The organism is Rhizobium sp. NLR22b, assembly GCF_019685295.1.
In the GTDB taxonomy this organism is placed as follows: Bacteria; Pseudomonadota; Alphaproteobacteria; order Rhizobiales; family Rhizobiaceae; genus Rhizobium.
Genome location: NZ_JABDWM010000001.1, coordinates 352,530 through 367,720, shown reverse-complemented (window position 1 = coordinate 367,720; position 15,191 = coordinate 352,530). Strand labels below are relative to the sequence as shown.

Genomic DNA, 15,191 nt, shown 5'->3' with positions numbered 1-15,191 from the left:
GATCAGGCTTTTTTCGTACTCAAAACTTCTATCAGCTTCACGCCGAACCGGGTGTCGTCGTTATCAAGAACCGTAATCTCGCCGCGTGCAATCCTGCGGCCGTTTACCATGATCTCAACGGGTTCGCCGATTTTCTTGTCGAGGGCGATCGTCGCTCCTTCATTGAGATTCATCAGACTGGAGACCTGCATCCGGCTGGTGCCGAGCATGATCTGGACATCGATCGGAATGTCCATGATCAGCTCGAAATTCGAGGTCAGCGCGCTGCCGAGCGGCGCCGATGACGCCTCGAACGAAGAGCTGCCGCCGAAATCCATGCCTGCAGCCGGGCTGGCATCGCCGGCGCCGAAATCGCCGCCGAAATCATCGCCGCCGAAAGGGGAATCCGAAATCTCGCCGCCGAAGGCGGTCAGATCCGTTCCTGCCGCGAAGCCATCATTCTCCAGTTCGGCGCCAAACTGCGACAGGTCGCTATCGGCATCCTTCTTCAGCACGCCGCGCAGATCGTCGATCGCTTGGTCGAGATCGGCCTCGCTGCCCGGCATATCCAGGGAGAGGTCACTGTTCTGCTGTGTTTTCTTCGTTGCCATGAAATCACTATTCCAGTTGAAACTTGCCTCAAACTGCCTTTGCAGCCCGGAAGCCAGAGAACCGATCAATTCATTAAATGACGGATGAGTTCGTCATCCGAGTTCATCGTATCCTTGACGCGGACCATGTAGTTTTCGCCAGAACGCCCGAACTCGCATATATACAATTCCTTGCTGTTGGCGCTGACCTCGACGCGGACGTCGCCGCCGTCGCGGAACGGGATGACGTCGCCGACCATCAGCTTCGATATGGTGCGCAGCGTCAGGTCCTGTAGCCGGATCCTGGCCTCGAGCGTGACATGCGAGCGGCGGACCTGATCGCCAAGCTGTTCGGCCCATTCCGGCGAATTGCCGCCAGTCTGGCGCTTCGGCTTCGGCGGCGTCACCTTGGTTTTGAGCAGCGCCGTCTGCGGAATGATCAGTGCGAATTCCGAAACAATGCCGGCGAGCGTGATCGACATGTTGATGGCGGCGGCAAATTCGTCCGGCTTGTCCTCCGCCGGCCGGGGGCTGGCGTCATGGGCGTGCGGGGCCGAAAGACTGGGCTCGAAACCGCCAGGTGCATTGACCGCCGAGCGCAGCACCTTGGCTATCTTGTCGAAGACCATGACCGCCAGATCGAGTTCGATGACCGAGAGCAGCCGCTCGGCCGGCTCCTCGATCGTATCGGCGGTGGCGCCGAGCAGGTGTTCCATCAGCGTGATGACGAAACCGTTGCCGCAGGCAAGCGTGACATTCTGAGACCAGTTGCGCAGCGTCGCGTCGACGAGCGTGACGTTGTGGCTGAGGTCGTCAACCAGGTGGTTCTTGTAGCCGATCTCGCAGCCGAGATAGCTGACGGTCACGTCGAGGCCAGTCTCGCTTTTGATGACGTCGGGAAAGAACTCGCTGTAGACCTCCCCGAAGGCGCTGCAGATCTTGGCGACCCTGCCTCTGTCTCCGAGCCCGCCGGTCAGCTTGGCGAGAAGGGCGGGATCCATTGCCGGTTTGTCATGCGAAGCATCGCTCATGGTCATTTAAGCCGCCTTGTTTTCGCCGCCTGGGTTCATCATTTCCTGTTCGACCGCATCGATGGAAGGACGTTCGTAGGCCGAGATCGTCTTGCGGCCGTATTCGAGAGCGACCTGCGGCACCGAACCGTTCATATAGGCAAGCAGCGTCTGCTTGACGATGACATAGAGGCGATGCTGCTTGTTGCGGACGACCTTGATCTGGGAAACCAGCGGCGAGCAGACGCAATAGGATAGGAGAATGCCGAGGAAGGTGCCGACGAGCGCCGAACCGATCAGATGGCCAAGCACCTCGGGCGAATCGTTGATGTGGGCCATCGCCTTGATGACGCCGAGAACGGCCGCAACGATACCGATCGCCGGGAAGGAATCGCCCATGATCTGGATCGCGTGATAGGGCTTCATCTTGTCGTGCATGATGGTGTTGAGCTCTTCGTCCATCAGCGCCTCGATTTCGTGGCTACGGGCGTTGCCGATAATGATCAGGCGCACATAATCGCAGATGAAGGCCGTCAGTTCCTTGTTCTTCAGAACCGTCGGAGCCTGCTGGAAGATCGTCGATTCGGCAGGATTGTCGATATGGGCTTCGATTTCGTTTCGCGACTTGGTGCGCAGGTCCCGCATCAGCGAGTAGAGCACGCCGAGCGTATCGAGATAATTGCGCTCCTTCGGTACGGCGTGCTTGAAGGCCTCTGCAAGCGCCTTACCGGAATCCTTCACCACCTTCATCGGGTTCGCCATGATGAAGCTGCCGAGACCGGCGCCGCCGATGATGAGAAATTCGAAGGGCTGGAACAGCGCATCCACTTCGCCGCCCATCGCCATGAAGCTGCCGACGATGCAGCCGCAGACAACAATAAATCCGATAATGATGTTCATCGTCAGCCCAATCTGAACGTTGCTTTTCTTCGAGACGGATAGGGTTTCTGCCTTGCGTGAGGCTGATGAAAGGGTCGGTCCCAGGCATTTCCACGTGCCAGCTTCGCGCAAGCATCTGCCGCCAATCTAAAGGAGACGAATGGGCGCTCGCGCCCGTTTCTGAGATGCCGCCTCAGCGAAATCCCGGCCGAACCAGATCAGACGACGCCCGGCTTTTCGTCCCGTTCATCGCCAATGCTTGGAGCTTACAGACATGCAATCCGGTCTTTACGTTTCTCTGTCGTCGCAGATGGCGCTTGAAAAGCGCTTGAACACCATCGCCGACAACATGGCGAACGTGAACACCACCGGTTTTCGCGCCACCGAGGTGAAGTTCGACGAGATGGTGGCGGCCACCAAGAACAAGCTGAACACCAAGATCGCCTTCGTTTCCCAGGGCAACGACTACCTGAACGAGCAGAACGGCGAGTTGCAGCACACCGGCAACATGCTTGATTTCGCCGTCAAGGGCGATGCCTGGTTTGCCCTCGACACACCGGCCGGCCGCGTCCTCACGAGGGACGGCCGCTTTACGCTCAGGGATACCGGCGAACTCGTTTCGATCCGCGGATATCCGGTTCTCGATGCCGGCGGCGCACCGATCCAGCTCGACACGAAGGGCGGCGAGCCTGCTGTCGGTACCGACGGCATCATCTATCAAGGCGACCGCCAGGTCGGTTCGCTGGGCCTGTTCGAGGCCGATATCGGCAAGGGTTACCTGCGCTACGAAAACAGCGGCATCCTGACCACCGACCAGCCGCGCGCCGTCGTCGACCGCTTCAATGTCGGTGTCGAGCAGGGTTATCTGGAAAATTCCAACGTCAACGCCATGCGCGAGATCACTCAGCTGATCGAAGTCAACCGTGCCTTCGAAAGCATTTCCTCGCTGATGCGCGACAGCGAGGATTCGTTCAAGCAGGCCGTCCAGACGCTTGGGGGCAGCCGCTAAGCAATGAGCACGACGCTACTGTCCGAAGACGGCCTTTCTCCGAAGCTCGCGCATCTGGCGGGTCTCGTCGACCGATACGCATCGCCGGAATTCGCCGTCGCTCATGGCGGTCGCGTCCAGACCATCGCTGCCGGCCACTATACGGTTCGCGGTCTCTCCCGTCATGTTCGTCTCGGTGAATTCGTAGCGCATAAATCGGCGACTGGCATCCATCTCGGCGAGGTCGTTCGTGTCGAGCCGGACCTGATCTATGTCTGCCCGATCGAACCGGGCGAGCCGATCGGCATCCATGACACGGTCATTCGCAAAGGCGCCTTCCGAATTTCGCCATCCGACAGCTGGTGCGGGCGCACGATCAATTCGCTGTGTGAGCCGATCGACGGGCTGGGTCCGATCGGCCAAGGGCTCGATCGCCGCTCGATTTCCAACGCTGCGCCACCCTCGATGACGCGCCAGCGCGTGGCGACCGGCTTCAAGACCGGCGTGCGCGCGATCGACATCTTTTCGCCGCTCTGCCTCGGCCAGCGTCTCGGCATCTTTGCCGGCTCCGGCGTCGGCAAGTCGACGCTTCTGTCCATGCTTGCCCGCGCCGATGCCTTCGACAAGGTGGTCATCGCGCTCGTCGGCGAACGCGGCCGCGAGGTGCGCGAATTCATCGAGGATACGCTCGGCAGCAATATGAAGAAGGCGATTGCCGTCGTCGCGACCAGCGACGAAAGCCCGATGCTGCGCAAGATGGCGCCGCTGACGGCGGTCACCATCGCCGAGCATTTCCGCGACAAGGGCGAAAACGTGCTCTTCATCGTCGACAGCGTCACGCGTTTTGCCCATGCGATCCGCGAGGTGGCGACCGCCTCCGGCGAACCGCCGATCGCCCGCGGTTATCCTGCCTCTGTCTTCACCGAATTGCCGCGCCTGCTCGAACGCGCCGGTCCTGGCCCCGAAGGCGCCGGCACGATCACCGCCATTATCTCGATCCTCGTTGATGGCGACAACCACAACGACCCGATCGCCGATTCGACGCGCGGCATTCTCGACGGCCATATCGTCTTGCAGCGCAGTCTCGCCGAAGAAGGGCGCTATCCTCCGATCGATCCGCTCGCCTCGATCTCGCGTCTTGCCCGCAAGGCCTGGACTCCGGATCAGGAAAAGCTGGTGTCGCGCTTGAAGGTATTGATCCACCGCTTTGAGGAAACGAGGGACCTGCGCCTGATTGGCGGTTATCGCCAGGGGGCCGATCCTGATCTCGACATGGCGGTCAAGCAGGTCCCTATCATTTACGACGTCCTGAAACAGTCTCCGGGCGATCGCGACTCGGTTGACGCTTTTGCCGATCTCGCCGGCGCGCTCAAGGCTGCTGCCGGCATGGGCAATCAGGGCGCACCCATGCAGAGGAGATAAAAGTGGCTGATTTTGATGATGAACGCATCGCTTCCCTGAAGCAGCGCAAAAAGACCGCCACTCTGGATCGGTTTCTCACCTTCGCCGGCCTGGCGCTTGCCGGCGCCTCCGCCTTTTTCCCCTGGTATGTCTTCTTCAATGCGGACAAGTTCGGCATCAACGTCGCCACCAGCAGCAATTCGCGCGAACTGCCGGATTGGCCCGCCCGCAACGTCTTCAGCGTCTCACCGCTGGCCATGGTCAACAAGAACGAGGCAGCCAAGAAGGCTCCGCCGATCGATCCGCTGACGACGGCGACGGTCTCCGATCTCGGCAAGCAGCGTGACGGCGGCGTGATGCTGGAAGACCAGCCTTTCCCGGGCAAGTCTTCCTTCCGCCTTCTCCACGTGTCCAACGGCCGGGCGCTGATCGAGGATCCCTCGGGCATGTATGTGGTGCGCATCGGCTCGGTCCTGCCCGACGAAAGCCGCCTGGCGATGATCGAGCAGCGCGAGGGCAAGTGGGTCATCATCACCTCCAAGGGCGATATCTACAAGAACGACTGAATCCCTTCGCAACGGCTGAAGACAAGAGGGGCTCCGCCGCGAACCGGCAGGGGCCCTTTTCTATTGCGGTTTTCGGCGAGGCCTCGAAGGCCGAATTCCCGTAAGTCCCACGCAAGATTACCGCTCTAGGTTCCGGATAGTAAAAACGGAGAGTTCTCATGCAACCGATCCAACTTTTCGACTTGGCTTCGCGACAGGCGGAATGGCTGACGATCCGTCAGCAGGTTGTTGCCGGCAACATCGCGAATGCCAATACTCCGAAATTCCGCGCCAAGGACGTCACGCCCTTCGATGCCGTGCTGGACAGATCCGACATCACCATGGCGCGCACCAATCCGGCGCACTTCAGCGGCAACGATTTCAGCGACAGCGGCGATATCGACGTCAAGGAAGCAGCCCTCGACCAGGAGATCGGCATTCAGGAATCCGGCAACACCGTCGGTTTGGCCGAAGAGCTTTCCAAGTCGGGTGACATCAAGCGCCAGTACGATCTGAACACCTCGCTGGTCAGCTCCTTCAACCGCATGATGTTGATGACGGTCAGGAAGTAATTGTCATGGATCCGCTTTCCGCAGCTATGAAAATCGCCGGTTCGGGGCTCGAGGCGCAATCGACGCGCCTGCGCATCGTCTCGGAAAACATTGCCAACGCCCGCTCGACCGGTGACACGCCGGGCGCCGACCCCTATCGCCGCAAGACGATCACCTTCGGCCAGCAGATGGACCGCACCAGCGGCGTCCAGACAGTCAACGTCAAGAAGGTCGGCGTCGACGAAGGCGATTTCAGCACCGAGTTCGACCCCAGCAATCCGGCGGCGGACGCCAAGGGCGTCGTCAAATTGCCGAACGTCAACATCCTCGTCGAGATGGCTGACATGCGTGAAGCCAATCGCTCCTATGACGCCAATCTGCAGACCATCAAGCAGACCCGCGACCTCATCTCGTCCACGATCGATCTTCTGAAGAGCCAATAATCAATGATCAGCAGCGTCCAGAATGTCAGCAATCTTTCGATGTCCCGAGCGCTCGGCGCCGTCGACACCGAAAATTCCGCCTCGTCCTCCGCAACGACCATGCCGGGCACCGCCGGTGCGGCCAATGGCCTGAGCTTCGCCTCGGTCCTGGGCGGCATGGCGACCGACGCCGTCAACAGCCTGAAGGGTGCCGAAAACATGTCCTTCGCCGGCATCAAGGGCACGGCGACGACCCGTGAAGTCGTTGATTCCATGCTCCAGGCCGAGCAGACGCTGCAGACCGCGATTGCCATCCGCGACAAGGTCGTTTCGGCCTTTCTCGAAGTCACCAAGATGCAGATGTAACTGATTTGAGGACGAATACATGAGAGCGCTCGCCATCGCAGCAACGGGCATGGATGCCCAGCAGACCAATCTGGAAGTCATCGCCAACAACATCGCGAACATCAACACGACGGGCTTTAAGCGGGCCCGCGCCGAGTTCACCGACCTTCTCTACCAGACCGAACGCGCCAAGGGCGTCGCCAACCGGGCCAATCAGGCCGTCGTTCCTGAAGGCGCAAATATCGGCCTCGGCGTCCAGACCTCCGCGGTCCGCAATCTGCATCTCCAGGGCGAACTGACACAGACTGGCAACGACCTCGACGTGGCGCTGATCGGCAAGGGCTTCTTTCAGATTCAGTCGACCGATGGCACGACGCTCTATACCCGCGCTGGCGCTTTCAACAAGAATGACCAGGGCCAGCTCGTCACCATCGACGGCTATGAAGTCCTGCCTGGGATCACCATCCCTCAGGGTTCGACCGAACTGACCATCAGCCGCTCCGGCGAGGTCTCGGCGAAGCTGCCGGGTCAGACCGATCCGACTGTTCTTGGACAGCTGACGCTTGCCGACTTCGTCAACGAAGCGGGTCTTCAGCCGATCGGCGACAATCTCTTCCAGGAAACGCCGGCCTCGGGCGATGCGGTCGTCGGCAACCCCGACGAGGAAGGCTTTGCCTATATGAAGCAGGGTTATCTGGAATCCTCGAACGTCGACCCGGTGAAGGAAATCACCGAGCTGATATCGGCTCAGCGTGCGTACGAAATGAATTCCAAGGTGATCACGACCGCTGATGAAATGGCCTCCATCGTCAGCAAGAACCTGAAGTAAAGGGAAGGGCCGAAACATGATGTTTTGCCGGGCAGGACGCATCTCAGGATGGGTGGCGGCAGCCACGATCGCACTCGCGGGCGTGGTCTTGCCTGCGGACGCGGATGCCGGCATGGGTTATGCCGTCGTCCCGACGACGATCATCTACCCCGGCGACACATTGTCGGGCAGCCAGCTTCAGGAGGTTGAGGTCACCAACCCCAACCTCGCCGGCGATTATGCCAAATCGATTTCGCAGGTCGAAGGTCTGGTTTCCAAACGCACGCTGCTACCGGGGCGCACAATCTCGGTTTCAGCCCTGCGCGAGCCCTATACGGTGACGCGCGGCTCTTCGATCCGCCTGGTCTTCTCTCTCGGCGCAATGACGATCTCCGCTGCCGGCACGCCGCTCGAAGACGGCGCGACGGGGCAGGTGGTCCGTGCACGTAATATGGATTCCGGCGTCATCGTCAGCGGCACGGTGCTTGCGGACGGCACGATCCATGTGAGGGCGAAATGAAATTGTTCTTCCGTATCGTCGCCTTTGCTGCGGTTGTCGCCATGAGTTTGGCCGACGTGGCGCCCGCCTGGGCGCTGACGTCACGCATCAAGGATATCGCCTCGCTTCAGGCCGGCCGCGATAACCAGCTGATCGGCTACGGTCTGATCGTCGGCCTGCAGGGAACCGGCGACGGCTTCCGTTCCTCGCCCTTCACCGAGCAGTCGATGCGGGCAATGCTCCAGAATCTCGGCATCTCGACACAGGGCGGCCAGTCCAACGCGAAGAACACCGCGGCCGTGATGGTCACCGCCAACCTGCCGCCCTTCGCGAGCCCCGGCAGCCGTCTCGATGTTACGGTGAGCTCGCTCGGCGATGCGACCTCGCTGCGCGGCGGCACGCTCGTCATGACCTCGCTTTCCGGTGCCGACGGCCAGATCTATGCTGTCGCCCAGGGCTCTGTTATCGTCTCCGGCTTTCAGGCGCAGGGCCAGGCGGCGACGGTGACCGAAGGCGTCACCACCGCCGGCCGCGTACCCGGCGGCGCGATCATCGAACGCGAACTGCCGTCGCATTTCAAGGATTCAGTCAATCTCGTCCTGCAGCTGCGCAATCCCGATTTCTCGACGGCGATCCGCATTGCCGACATCGTCAATGGCTATGCCTCCGCGCGCTTCGGCGGCCCGGTCGCCGAAGCCAAGGATTCGCAGGAAGTGGTGATCCAGAAACCGCGCACGGCCGATCTCACCCGGCTGATGGCCGACGTCGAAAACCTCATCGTCGAAACCGATACGCCGGCCAAGGTGGTTATCAACGAGCGCACTGGAACGATCGTCATCGGCTCCGATGTCCGCGTCTCGCCGGTCGCCGTCAGCTACGGCACACTCACGGTTCAGGTCACCGAGACGCCGCAGATCATCCAGCCCGAACCCTTCTCGCGCGGGCGGACTGCCGTTCAGCCGCAGACCGATATCGCGGCTGAGCAGACCGGCGGGCGCGTTGCCATAATCGACGGTCCCGACCTCAGGACCCTTGTTGCCGGTCTCAACAATATCGGCGTGAAACCGGATGGGATCATCGCCATTCTCCAGGGCATCAAATCGGCGGGCGCCCTGCAGGCGGAGCTTGTATTGCAATGATGACGATCCTGAATCCTGACATGACCGTGCTGCAGCTGCTGCGCCGCCTGGCGCTGCCGGCAGCCGGCCTCGTCCTGCTGTCGATCCCGGGTGCCTTCGCACAGGAGCACCCGGAGGGAGACATCACGTCTCAGGACGAGATCAAGCAATTCTGCACCAACATCGCCGATCCAGCCCGCGACCAGCGCTACCTGCTGCAGAAACAGGAGCTGGAAAGGCTCCGCGCCGACATCGACGCCCGGATGGAGGCGATGGACAAGCGCAAGGCCGAATACCAGGACTGGCTGAAGCGGCGCGACGACTTCCTGCAGCAGGCGGAAGCCGGCCTCACCGAAATCTATAAGAAGATGAAGCCGGAAGCGGCGGCGCTCCAGCTGCAGGACATGAAGGTCGAAGTGGCCTCGGCCGTCATCATGCGGCTCGGTCCGCGTCAGTCGAGCCTCATCCTCAACGAGATGGACCCGCAGAAAGCCGCCATCATCGCCGGCATCATCGCCAGTGCGTCCGATCCCAATACGTCGAAGGATCCTTCATGAACATGCGTTTTCCGGCCGCGATCGCCGCCCTCGCACTCCTTGCGGGCTGCCAGTCCCCGACGGCAGTCAGCGAGATCGGCCGTGCGCCCGCCATGAGCCCGATCGGCAGTGGACTTGCCTATGGCCAGACCCCGCAGATGGCGCTTTATCCGAAGCAGCCGCGTGCCGTGGCGCAGGGCTATTCGCTCTGGAGCGATTCGCAGGCCGCGCTCTTCAAGGATGCACGCGCGCTGAACGTCGGCGACATCCTGACCGTCGACATCCAGATCAACGACAAAGCCTCCTTCGACAACGAGACCAACCGCAGCCGCAAGAATTCGAGCGGCATGAACTGGGACGTCAATGCCCAGATCTTCGGCTGGACCCCGGAATCGAAGACCGATCTGACCTACGGTTCGGATACCAGCACCGACGGCAAGGGCAAGATCGAGCGCACCGACAAGCTGACCCTTCTCGTTGCGGCCGTCGTCACCGGTATTCTTGAAAACGGCAACCTCGTCATCTCTGGCTCGCAAGAAGTCCGTCTGAACCAGGAGCTGCGCATCCTGAACGTCGCCGGTATCGTGCGTCCGCAGGACGTCAACGCCGACAACCAGATCTCCTACGACAAGATCGCCGAAGCCCGCATCTCCTATGGCGGCCGCGGTCGCCTGATGGAAGTGCAGCAGCCTCCGCGCGGGCAGCAGGCCGTCGATCTTTTCTCGCCGCTTTGAGGCCCAACGACGATGGCAGACGAAGACGTAAGCGCAGGTCAATCGAAGAAGAAATCCGTCCTGATGACGATCATCGGCATTGCCGTCCTGACGCTCCTCGGCGCCGGCGGCGGCTGGGCGGTCGGCACGATCGTCGCGCCCCAGATCAAGGGCGCCAAAGAGGCAGAGCAGGCCAAGGAAGCCGAGGCCAAGAAGAAGGCCGAGGAGGGGCTGGCGCGCATCTCGACCGAGGCCAACAACGTCGTCCAGCTCGAGCCGATTACATCGAACCTTGCTTACCCGTCGGAAAACTGGGTCCGACTAGAAGTCGCGCTGTTGTTCAACGGGCCGCCCGACGTCAAGGTCGCCGAGGACATTCATCAGGATATCCTCGCCTATGTCAGGACCGTTTCCCTTCAGCAGATCGAGGGGCCGCGGGGCTTTCAATATCTCAAGGATGACATCCAGGAACGTGTTGACCTTCGCTCGCAAGGGCGGGTATCGAAGGTCATGTTCAGGACCTTTGTCATCGAATGATTCGTTTCATAGTTTTCCTTGCCGCCATGATGGCGGTGCCGGAACTGGCGGTGGCACAGCAGCTGCCGACCGACTTGTTGAACGTGCCGGTCGATGGCTCCGTCGCCGCCTGGATCATCCGCACCTTCGGCCTGCTGACCGTACTTTCGGTCGCGCCCGGCATCCTGATCATGGTGACGAGCTTCCCGCGCTTCGTCATCGCCTTCTCGATCCTGCGCTCGGGGATGGGCCTCTCCTCGACGCCTTCCAACATGATCCTCCTGTCGCTGTCGCTCTTCATGACCTTCTACGTCATGTCGCCGACCTTCGATCAGGCCTGGCAGAACGGCGTTCAGCCACTGCTTGCCAACCAGATCAACGAGACGGAGGCGGTGCAGCGTATCGCCGAGCCCTTCCGCACCTTCATGGCGGCCAATACCCGCGACAAGGATTTGGCGCTCTTCGTCGATCTGGCGCGTGAGCGCGGGCAGAACATCCAGACGACCGATCCGATCGACTATCGCGTGCTGATCCCTGCCTTCATGATTTCGGAGATTCGCCGCGGTTTCGAGATCGGCTTTCTCGTCGTGCTGCCGTTCCTCGTCATCGACCTCATCGTCGCAACCATCACCATGGCGATGGGCATGATGATGCTGCCGCCGACTTCGATCTCGCTGCCTTTCAAGATTCTCTTCTTCGTCCTGATCGACGGCTGGAATCTGCTCGTCGGCAGCCTGGTGCGCTCGTTCAGCTGACCGGCTGGGGCGATGAGGAACTTCGGTTCCTCGATCGAGCGGTTTATGCTATGCGCGGCTCGCGAAATCCATCAGCAATGCCAGACCTTCCGGCCAGTCACCCAGATCGCTTTGGCCATTGATGTGGCCGGCCGCGCCGATGATTTTCAACTCGCTACCCCATTGCTTTGCTCGCGTTTCGGCGTAGGGGAGCGAACCATAGGGATCGGTGGTGCTAGCGACGATCAGCGATCGAAAGCCGAACTGCACCTGCGGCACATCTGCAAAGCCTGCGGCGTCCGCAGGAAAGCTCGGAGAAAGAGGGTCTGGCACGGCGGCGAGGAACGCTCCCTTGATCGGCGAAGAGGTCCGCTGATGCCAATGTGCTACAAGCAGGCAGGAGAGGCTATGCGCCACGAGAACAGGTGGTGTTTTCGCTCTGCGCACCGCTTGCTCCAAGGCTTGGATCCAGTCGGAAAGATCCGGCTGATCCCAACTCGTCGGTGCAAAACGGCGTATGGCCGGATTGGCATTCTCCCAACGGCTCTGCCAGTGAGCGTTTCCGGAATTGCCGATGCCCGGCAAATGAATGAATTCGGTCATATCTCGCCTCTTCTTCGCTTCAGCGGGAGTATGGCGGTTTACACCTGCGAACCAAATTGGCATCTATCGGAAAAGCACCGGATAATCCGATAGATTGAAGGTTGATGGCAAAGCGCACCGATATCAGTCCAGATCTTGATCCAACCGACATCGCCATCATCGAAGTCTTGCAGGATGATGGACGCATCAGCGTCTCCGAGCTCGGAAGGAAGGTCGGTCTTTCCCAGCCGGCCACGTCGGAGCGTCTCAAACGGCTTGAAGAACGCGGTATCATTGAGGCGTACAGAGCCGTCATCGACCCCGCCGCAGTTGGGCTTGGCATGATGGCCGTCATTCGCCTGCGCACCACGCACGAGCATATCAAGACATGCTTGAAGCAATTTTCCGATATGCCTGAGATCATCGAGGTTCTAAGGCTGACAGGAGAGGATTGTTTTCACCTGAAAGTCATTGTTCCTACGCCGGGCGGCCTTGAAAGCATCGTCGATGCCATTGCGCGCTATGGCTCGGTCACGACGGCCGTCGTTCTGCGCAGAGAGCCGCCTAAACGCATCGGGCGTGAACTGATCGCAAAGAAGTAAAGACCCGCTGAAGCGAACAGGACCGCTTCGGCGGGTATTCCGTCTCGGAAAACATCACTCGGCTGCGAACGGTGTCGTGCGCGGCGGCAGCGCCGGAATATCCATGTGATCGGGTGCGAGGCCCTGCTTGGCGCGCTCTGCCATGATTTCATAGGCCTGCTCGAGATGATGGCAGAAGCGTTCGGCGTCGAAGAGCGGCGCGATATAGCGCCTCTCCTTGAGGTGTGCCTTGTATTCGGCGATCCGTCCCGGGTTCTGCGCCAGTTCGACGGCAAGGTCCTCATAAGCCTGCAGGTCGCTTGCGACGAGCTCGGGCAGATCGATCGCCCTGAGCAGGCTTTCGCTGACGCGTGAGGCGAAGTTGGTGCCCTTGACGGTCAAAACCGGCAGGCCGCCCCAGAGCTGCTCCGAGGTGGTCGTATGGCCGTTGACCGGGAAGGTGTCGATCCCGAGGTCGGCTGCCTGCTGGCGGCTGATGTGATCTTCGTAGGGCGCGCGCGGGCAGAAGATGATGCGCTTGGGCGCAATGCCTGATGTCTGGAACTGCTTCAGCAGGTTTGCCTGGTTGCGCGGCGAATTGGCCATCAGCCAGAGCACACTGTTCGGCGCCCGCTTGAGGATCCGGCACCAGCTGTTGACCACATCAGGCGTAATCTTGCGGTTGCCGTTGAAGGAGGCGAAGATGAAGGCCTCTTCCGGCAGGCCGAGCTGCTCGCGGGTGACCGGACGCGGCTTCGGGCGATGCATCGGATCATTCGGCTGGTAGCTCTCCGGAAGCCGGCAGAATTTCTCATGGAAGAATGGCTTGGCCAAGTCGGGCAGCACCGAATGGTCGCCGATGACGTAGTCGAGATCGATGTTGACGGTGCTGCCGGGAAAACCGAGCCATCCGACATGAACAGGTGCGAGCGGCAGGTTGAAGGCTGACGCGCGGCTGCCCGACGTATGACCCTTGAGATCGACCATGATGTCGATATTGTGCTCGCGTACGATTTCCAGCACCGCCTGGTCGGAGAAGCCGTGAATGTCGACGATCCTGCCCCAGCGGCTGCGGTCGGTGACGTTATGCTTCAGGTATTCGGGACCTGTATGGCAGAAGAGCGTCACCTCGAACCTGTCCCTGTCGTGCAATTCGAGAATGCGCTGCAGCAGCTTCATCGTCGCGTGGCGATCCCAGAAGTCCGATGACATGTAGCCGATGCGGATCTTGTTCGACCATGTGTGCGGCTGGTTGCGGCGGAAAGCGATGCGTTCCTGGTTAAGCGGGGCCGTGCCGATCGTCGCATACCGGTTGAAATCTTCGTTGCCGCACCAGTGCAGATGATAGAACGGGTTGTCCTTGCGCAGGATCTCGACATTGCCCTTTGCCAGCGCGTCGTCGATCACTGCCTGATGCTTGGCCGCCTCGTCGAAATCGTTGAATTCCCGGGCAAAAACGAGGTGAAGAAAGCGGAAGGCGTGATTGCCCGGGAAGCGTTTGAAGATGTTGCGGGCAAGCGTCTGGTTGGTTGCGTCGTTGAGATCGTCGCTGAGCAGCAGGGCCGCCAGGCGCATGTGATCGGGGTTCATGCTTTCCGACAGAACCGTCTTGAACGGGCGGATGATATCCCGCTGCTGGCGCTTCAGATAGATCGCGGTGATGATGAAGGCGAGTTCGGGATCTTCCTGCGCTCTGGTGAGGTTGCGCATGGCGATCAGCAGCGCTTCGTCCTCGTTGCCGGTTTCGTAGTGCAGCTTGGCAGCCTGCTTCTGATATTCGTAGGCGTTTGGTCCTTCGCAATTGCCGGCCAGACCATAGGCTTTCGCGGCATCGGCCTTGAAGCCGAGCTGCACGAGGTTCTTGGCCAGCAGCGCATAGGTCTTGGCGTCCTGCTGAGTATCGATGAGCTGGTTGAGCGTCGCCAAGGACTTTGTGTAGCGGCCTGCCTGGTAATCTTTGGATGCCGCAGAGAACGAAACTTTGCTGTTCAAAACCCAACTCCGTGAAGGAAATTTTCTCGCATGGCTGTCGATTGCCGAGCGCCCACGATCCGTCCTCCCGGACAACGGGTGGATTGATCCGATGATGCTATCCCGGCACCTGCCATGTTGCCATTCGAAGCTTGCTTGAAACAGGTGCGCCTCATGAAGACATTGTCTTGTCCGAGGGAAAACGGCTTCTTTCCCGATATGTTAGCATGCGAAGGGATAGATTCAGCCGGTATTAACTATGGGATGTAAGGAGCCGGAACGGAGCCTCTATTTTTAAGAAGTTGGCAAGCATTGGCTGCGAGATTGCCCTGGACATGACGGGTTTGGGCCAAACAAGCAGGCGCCGAGTAGCATGAAGCTGGTCCGTCATCGCCGGTATTACAGTCCGGTATGTCCTCCTTT

General features: G+C 60.3%; 19 protein-coding genes. 14 read left to right on the top strand and 5 right to left on the bottom strand.

What is annotated here, in order from left to right; genetic code table 11:
- Window positions 1-2 precede the first annotated feature (2 nt).
- From fliN to motA, 3 genes are all read right to left on the bottom strand, one after another.
- A complete protein-coding gene (gene fliN / locus HJC00_RS01705; protein ID WP_221153993.1) occupies window positions 3-590 on the bottom strand; it encodes a flagellar motor switch protein FliN in 588 nt (195 codons plus the stop codon).
- 65 nt (window positions 591-655) lie between these two features.
- Window positions 656-1,606, bottom strand: coding sequence for a FliM/FliN family flagellar motor switch protein (locus HJC00_RS01700; protein WP_221145996.1), 951 nt, complete (start codon window positions 1,604-1,606; stop codon window positions 656-658).
- Window positions 1,607-2,479 carry a flagellar motor stator protein MotA gene (gene motA / locus HJC00_RS01695; RefSeq protein ID WP_020920386.1) on the bottom strand — a complete coding sequence of 291 codons (873 nt, stop codon included), beginning with the start codon at window positions 2,477-2,479 and terminating at the stop codon, window positions 1,607-1,609. It lies immediately after the preceding gene.
- A gap of 253 nt (window positions 2,480-2,732) precedes the next feature.
- Here motA and flgF point away from each other — a divergent pair, with 253 nt between their 5' ends.
- The 13 genes from flgF to fliP all read left to right on the top strand — a co-directional run bounded on the left by flgF (window position 2,733) and on the right by fliP (window position 11,655).
- Complete coding sequence (flgF, locus tag HJC00_RS01690) at window positions 2,733-3,467, top strand: flagellar basal-body rod protein FlgF (protein ID WP_221163551.1); 735 nt, start codon at window positions 2,733-2,735, stop codon at window positions 3,465-3,467.
- A 3-nt stretch (window positions 3,468-3,470) separates the two neighbouring features.
- Entirely contained in the window at window positions 3,471-4,868 is a 1,398-nt protein-coding gene (gene fliI / locus HJC00_RS01685; RefSeq protein ID WP_210629210.1) for a flagellar protein export ATPase FliI, read from the top strand.
- Between the two features lie 2 nt (window positions 4,869-4,870).
- Complete coding sequence (locus HJC00_RS01680) at window positions 4,871-5,413, top strand: flagellar protein (protein WP_210629209.1); 543 nt, start codon at window positions 4,871-4,873, stop codon at window positions 5,411-5,413.
- A 158-nt stretch (window positions 5,414-5,571) separates the two neighbouring features.
- Window positions 5,572-5,964: a flagellar basal body rod protein FlgB gene (gene flgB / locus HJC00_RS01675; protein WP_011424023.1), complete on the top strand. Its 393-nt coding sequence runs from the start codon at window positions 5,572-5,574 to the stop codon at window positions 5,962-5,964.
- Window positions 5,965-5,969: 5 nt separating this feature from the next.
- Window positions 5,970-6,386 (top strand): flagellar basal body rod protein FlgC, encoded by a 417-nt coding sequence (gene flgC, locus HJC00_RS01670; protein ID WP_221163550.1) that lies wholly within the window; start codon window positions 5,970-5,972, stop codon window positions 6,384-6,386.
- A gap of 3 nt (window positions 6,387-6,389) precedes the next feature.
- Window positions 6,390-6,731: a flagellar hook-basal body complex protein FliE gene (locus HJC00_RS01665; RefSeq protein ID WP_210629208.1), complete on the top strand. Its 342-nt coding sequence runs from the start codon at window positions 6,390-6,392 to the stop codon at window positions 6,729-6,731.
- A 19-nt stretch (window positions 6,732-6,750) separates the two neighbouring features.
- On the top strand, window positions 6,751-7,539 hold the full coding sequence (gene flgG, locus HJC00_RS01660) for a flagellar basal-body rod protein FlgG (RefSeq protein WP_210629207.1): 789 nt from the start codon (window positions 6,751-6,753) through the stop codon (window positions 7,537-7,539).
- A 16-nt stretch (window positions 7,540-7,555) separates the two neighbouring features.
- The gene (gene flgA / locus HJC00_RS01655) at window positions 7,556-8,038 is read left to right on the top strand and encodes a flagellar basal body P-ring formation chaperone FlgA (RefSeq protein WP_221157996.1); all 483 of its coding nucleotides are present in this window, start codon (window positions 7,556-7,558) and stop codon (window positions 8,036-8,038) included.
- Window positions 8,035-9,156, top strand: a complete 1,122-nt coding sequence (locus HJC00_RS01650) for a flagellar basal body P-ring protein FlgI (RefSeq protein ID WP_210629205.1) — start codon at window positions 8,035-8,037, stop codon at window positions 9,154-9,156. The genes flgA and HJC00_RS01650 overlap by 4 nt, the downstream gene beginning before the upstream one ends.
- Complete coding sequence (locus HJC00_RS01645) at window positions 9,153-9,692, top strand: MotE family protein (RefSeq protein WP_221163549.1); 540 nt, start codon at window positions 9,153-9,155, stop codon at window positions 9,690-9,692. Before HJC00_RS01650 ends, HJC00_RS01645 begins: the two co-directional genes overlap by 4 nt.
- Window positions 9,689-10,405 carry a flagellar basal body L-ring protein FlgH gene (flgH, locus tag HJC00_RS01640; protein ID WP_064800681.1) on the top strand — a complete coding sequence of 239 codons (717 nt, stop codon included), beginning with the start codon at window positions 9,689-9,691 and terminating at the stop codon, window positions 10,403-10,405. Before HJC00_RS01645 ends, flgH begins: the two co-directional genes overlap by 4 nt.
- Before the next feature lie 12 nt (window positions 10,406-10,417).
- A complete protein-coding gene (locus HJC00_RS01635; RefSeq protein WP_221122743.1) occupies window positions 10,418-10,921 on the top strand; it encodes a flagellar basal body-associated FliL family protein in 504 nt (167 codons plus the stop codon).
- Window positions 10,918-11,655: a flagellar type III secretion system pore protein FliP gene (fliP, locus tag HJC00_RS01630; RefSeq protein ID WP_011424032.1), complete on the top strand. Its 738-nt coding sequence runs from the start codon at window positions 10,918-10,920 to the stop codon at window positions 11,653-11,655. The genes HJC00_RS01635 and fliP overlap by 4 nt, the downstream gene beginning before the upstream one ends.
- Window positions 11,656-11,703: 48 nt before the next feature.
- Here the strand turns inward: fliP and HJC00_RS01625 are convergent, their stop codons facing one another.
- Window positions 11,704-12,237, bottom strand: coding sequence for an alpha/beta hydrolase (locus HJC00_RS01625; RefSeq protein ID WP_210629201.1), 534 nt, complete (start codon window positions 12,235-12,237; stop codon window positions 11,704-11,706).
- Window positions 12,238-12,341: 104 nt separating this feature from the next.
- Between HJC00_RS01625 and HJC00_RS01620 the strand changes: the two genes are divergently transcribed.
- Window positions 12,342-12,818 (top strand): Lrp/AsnC family transcriptional regulator, encoded by a 477-nt coding sequence (locus HJC00_RS01620; protein ID WP_210629200.1) that lies wholly within the window; start codon window positions 12,342-12,344, stop codon window positions 12,816-12,818.
- Window positions 12,819-12,872: 54 nt separating this feature from the next.
- Here the strand turns inward: HJC00_RS01620 and HJC00_RS01615 are convergent, their stop codons facing one another.
- Window positions 12,873-14,789 carry a glycosyl transferase gene (locus HJC00_RS01615; RefSeq protein ID WP_210629199.1) on the bottom strand — a complete coding sequence of 639 codons (1,917 nt, stop codon included), beginning with the start codon at window positions 14,787-14,789 and terminating at the stop codon, window positions 12,873-12,875.
- Between the last annotated feature and the right edge of the window lie 402 nt (window positions 14,790-15,191).

Coding starts and splice junctions, on each gene's coding strand:
- HJC00_RS01620 (WP_210629200.1), top strand. CDS start 12,342: ATGGCAAAGCGCACCGATATCAGTCCAGATCTTGATCCAACCGACATC.
- flgF (WP_221163551.1), top strand. CDS start 2,733: ATGCAATCCGGTCTTTACGTTTCTCTGTCGTCGCAGATGGCGCTTGAA.
- flgH (WP_064800681.1), top strand. CDS start 9,689: ATGAACATGCGTTTTCCGGCCGCGATCGCCGCCCTCGCACTCCTTGCG.
- HJC00_RS01645 (WP_221163549.1), top strand. CDS start 9,153: ATGATGACGATCCTGAATCCTGACATGACCGTGCTGCAGCTGCTGCGC.
- flgA (WP_221157996.1), top strand. CDS start 7,556: ATGATGTTTTGCCGGGCAGGACGCATCTCAGGATGGGTGGCGGCAGCC.
- HJC00_RS01665 (WP_210629208.1), top strand. CDS start 6,390: ATGATCAGCAGCGTCCAGAATGTCAGCAATCTTTCGATGTCCCGAGCG.
- HJC00_RS01700 (WP_221145996.1), bottom strand. CDS start 1,606: ATGACCATGAGCGATGCTTCGCATGACAAACCGGCAATGGATCCCGCC.
- motA (WP_020920386.1), bottom strand. CDS start 2,479: ATGAACATCATTATCGGATTTATTGTTGTCTGCGGCTGCATCGTCGGC.
- flgG (WP_210629207.1), top strand. CDS start 6,751: ATGAGAGCGCTCGCCATCGCAGCAACGGGCATGGATGCCCAGCAGACC.
- flgC (WP_221163550.1), top strand. CDS start 5,970: ATGGATCCGCTTTCCGCAGCTATGAAAATCGCCGGTTCGGGGCTCGAG.
- fliI (WP_210629210.1), top strand. CDS start 3,471: ATGAGCACGACGCTACTGTCCGAAGACGGCCTTTCTCCGAAGCTCGCG.
- HJC00_RS01650 (WP_210629205.1), top strand. CDS start 8,035: ATGAAATTGTTCTTCCGTATCGTCGCCTTTGCTGCGGTTGTCGCCATG.
- flgB (WP_011424023.1), top strand. CDS start 5,572: ATGCAACCGATCCAACTTTTCGACTTGGCTTCGCGACAGGCGGAATGG.
- HJC00_RS01635 (WP_221122743.1), top strand. CDS start 10,418: ATGGCAGACGAAGACGTAAGCGCAGGTCAATCGAAGAAGAAATCCGTC.
- HJC00_RS01625 (WP_210629201.1), bottom strand. CDS start 12,237: ATGACCGAATTCATTCATTTGCCGGGCATCGGCAATTCCGGAAACGCT.
- fliN (WP_221153993.1), bottom strand. CDS start 590: ATGGCAACGAAGAAAACACAGCAGAACAGTGACCTCTCCCTGGATATG.
- fliP (WP_011424032.1), top strand. CDS start 10,918: ATGATTCGTTTCATAGTTTTCCTTGCCGCCATGATGGCGGTGCCGGAA.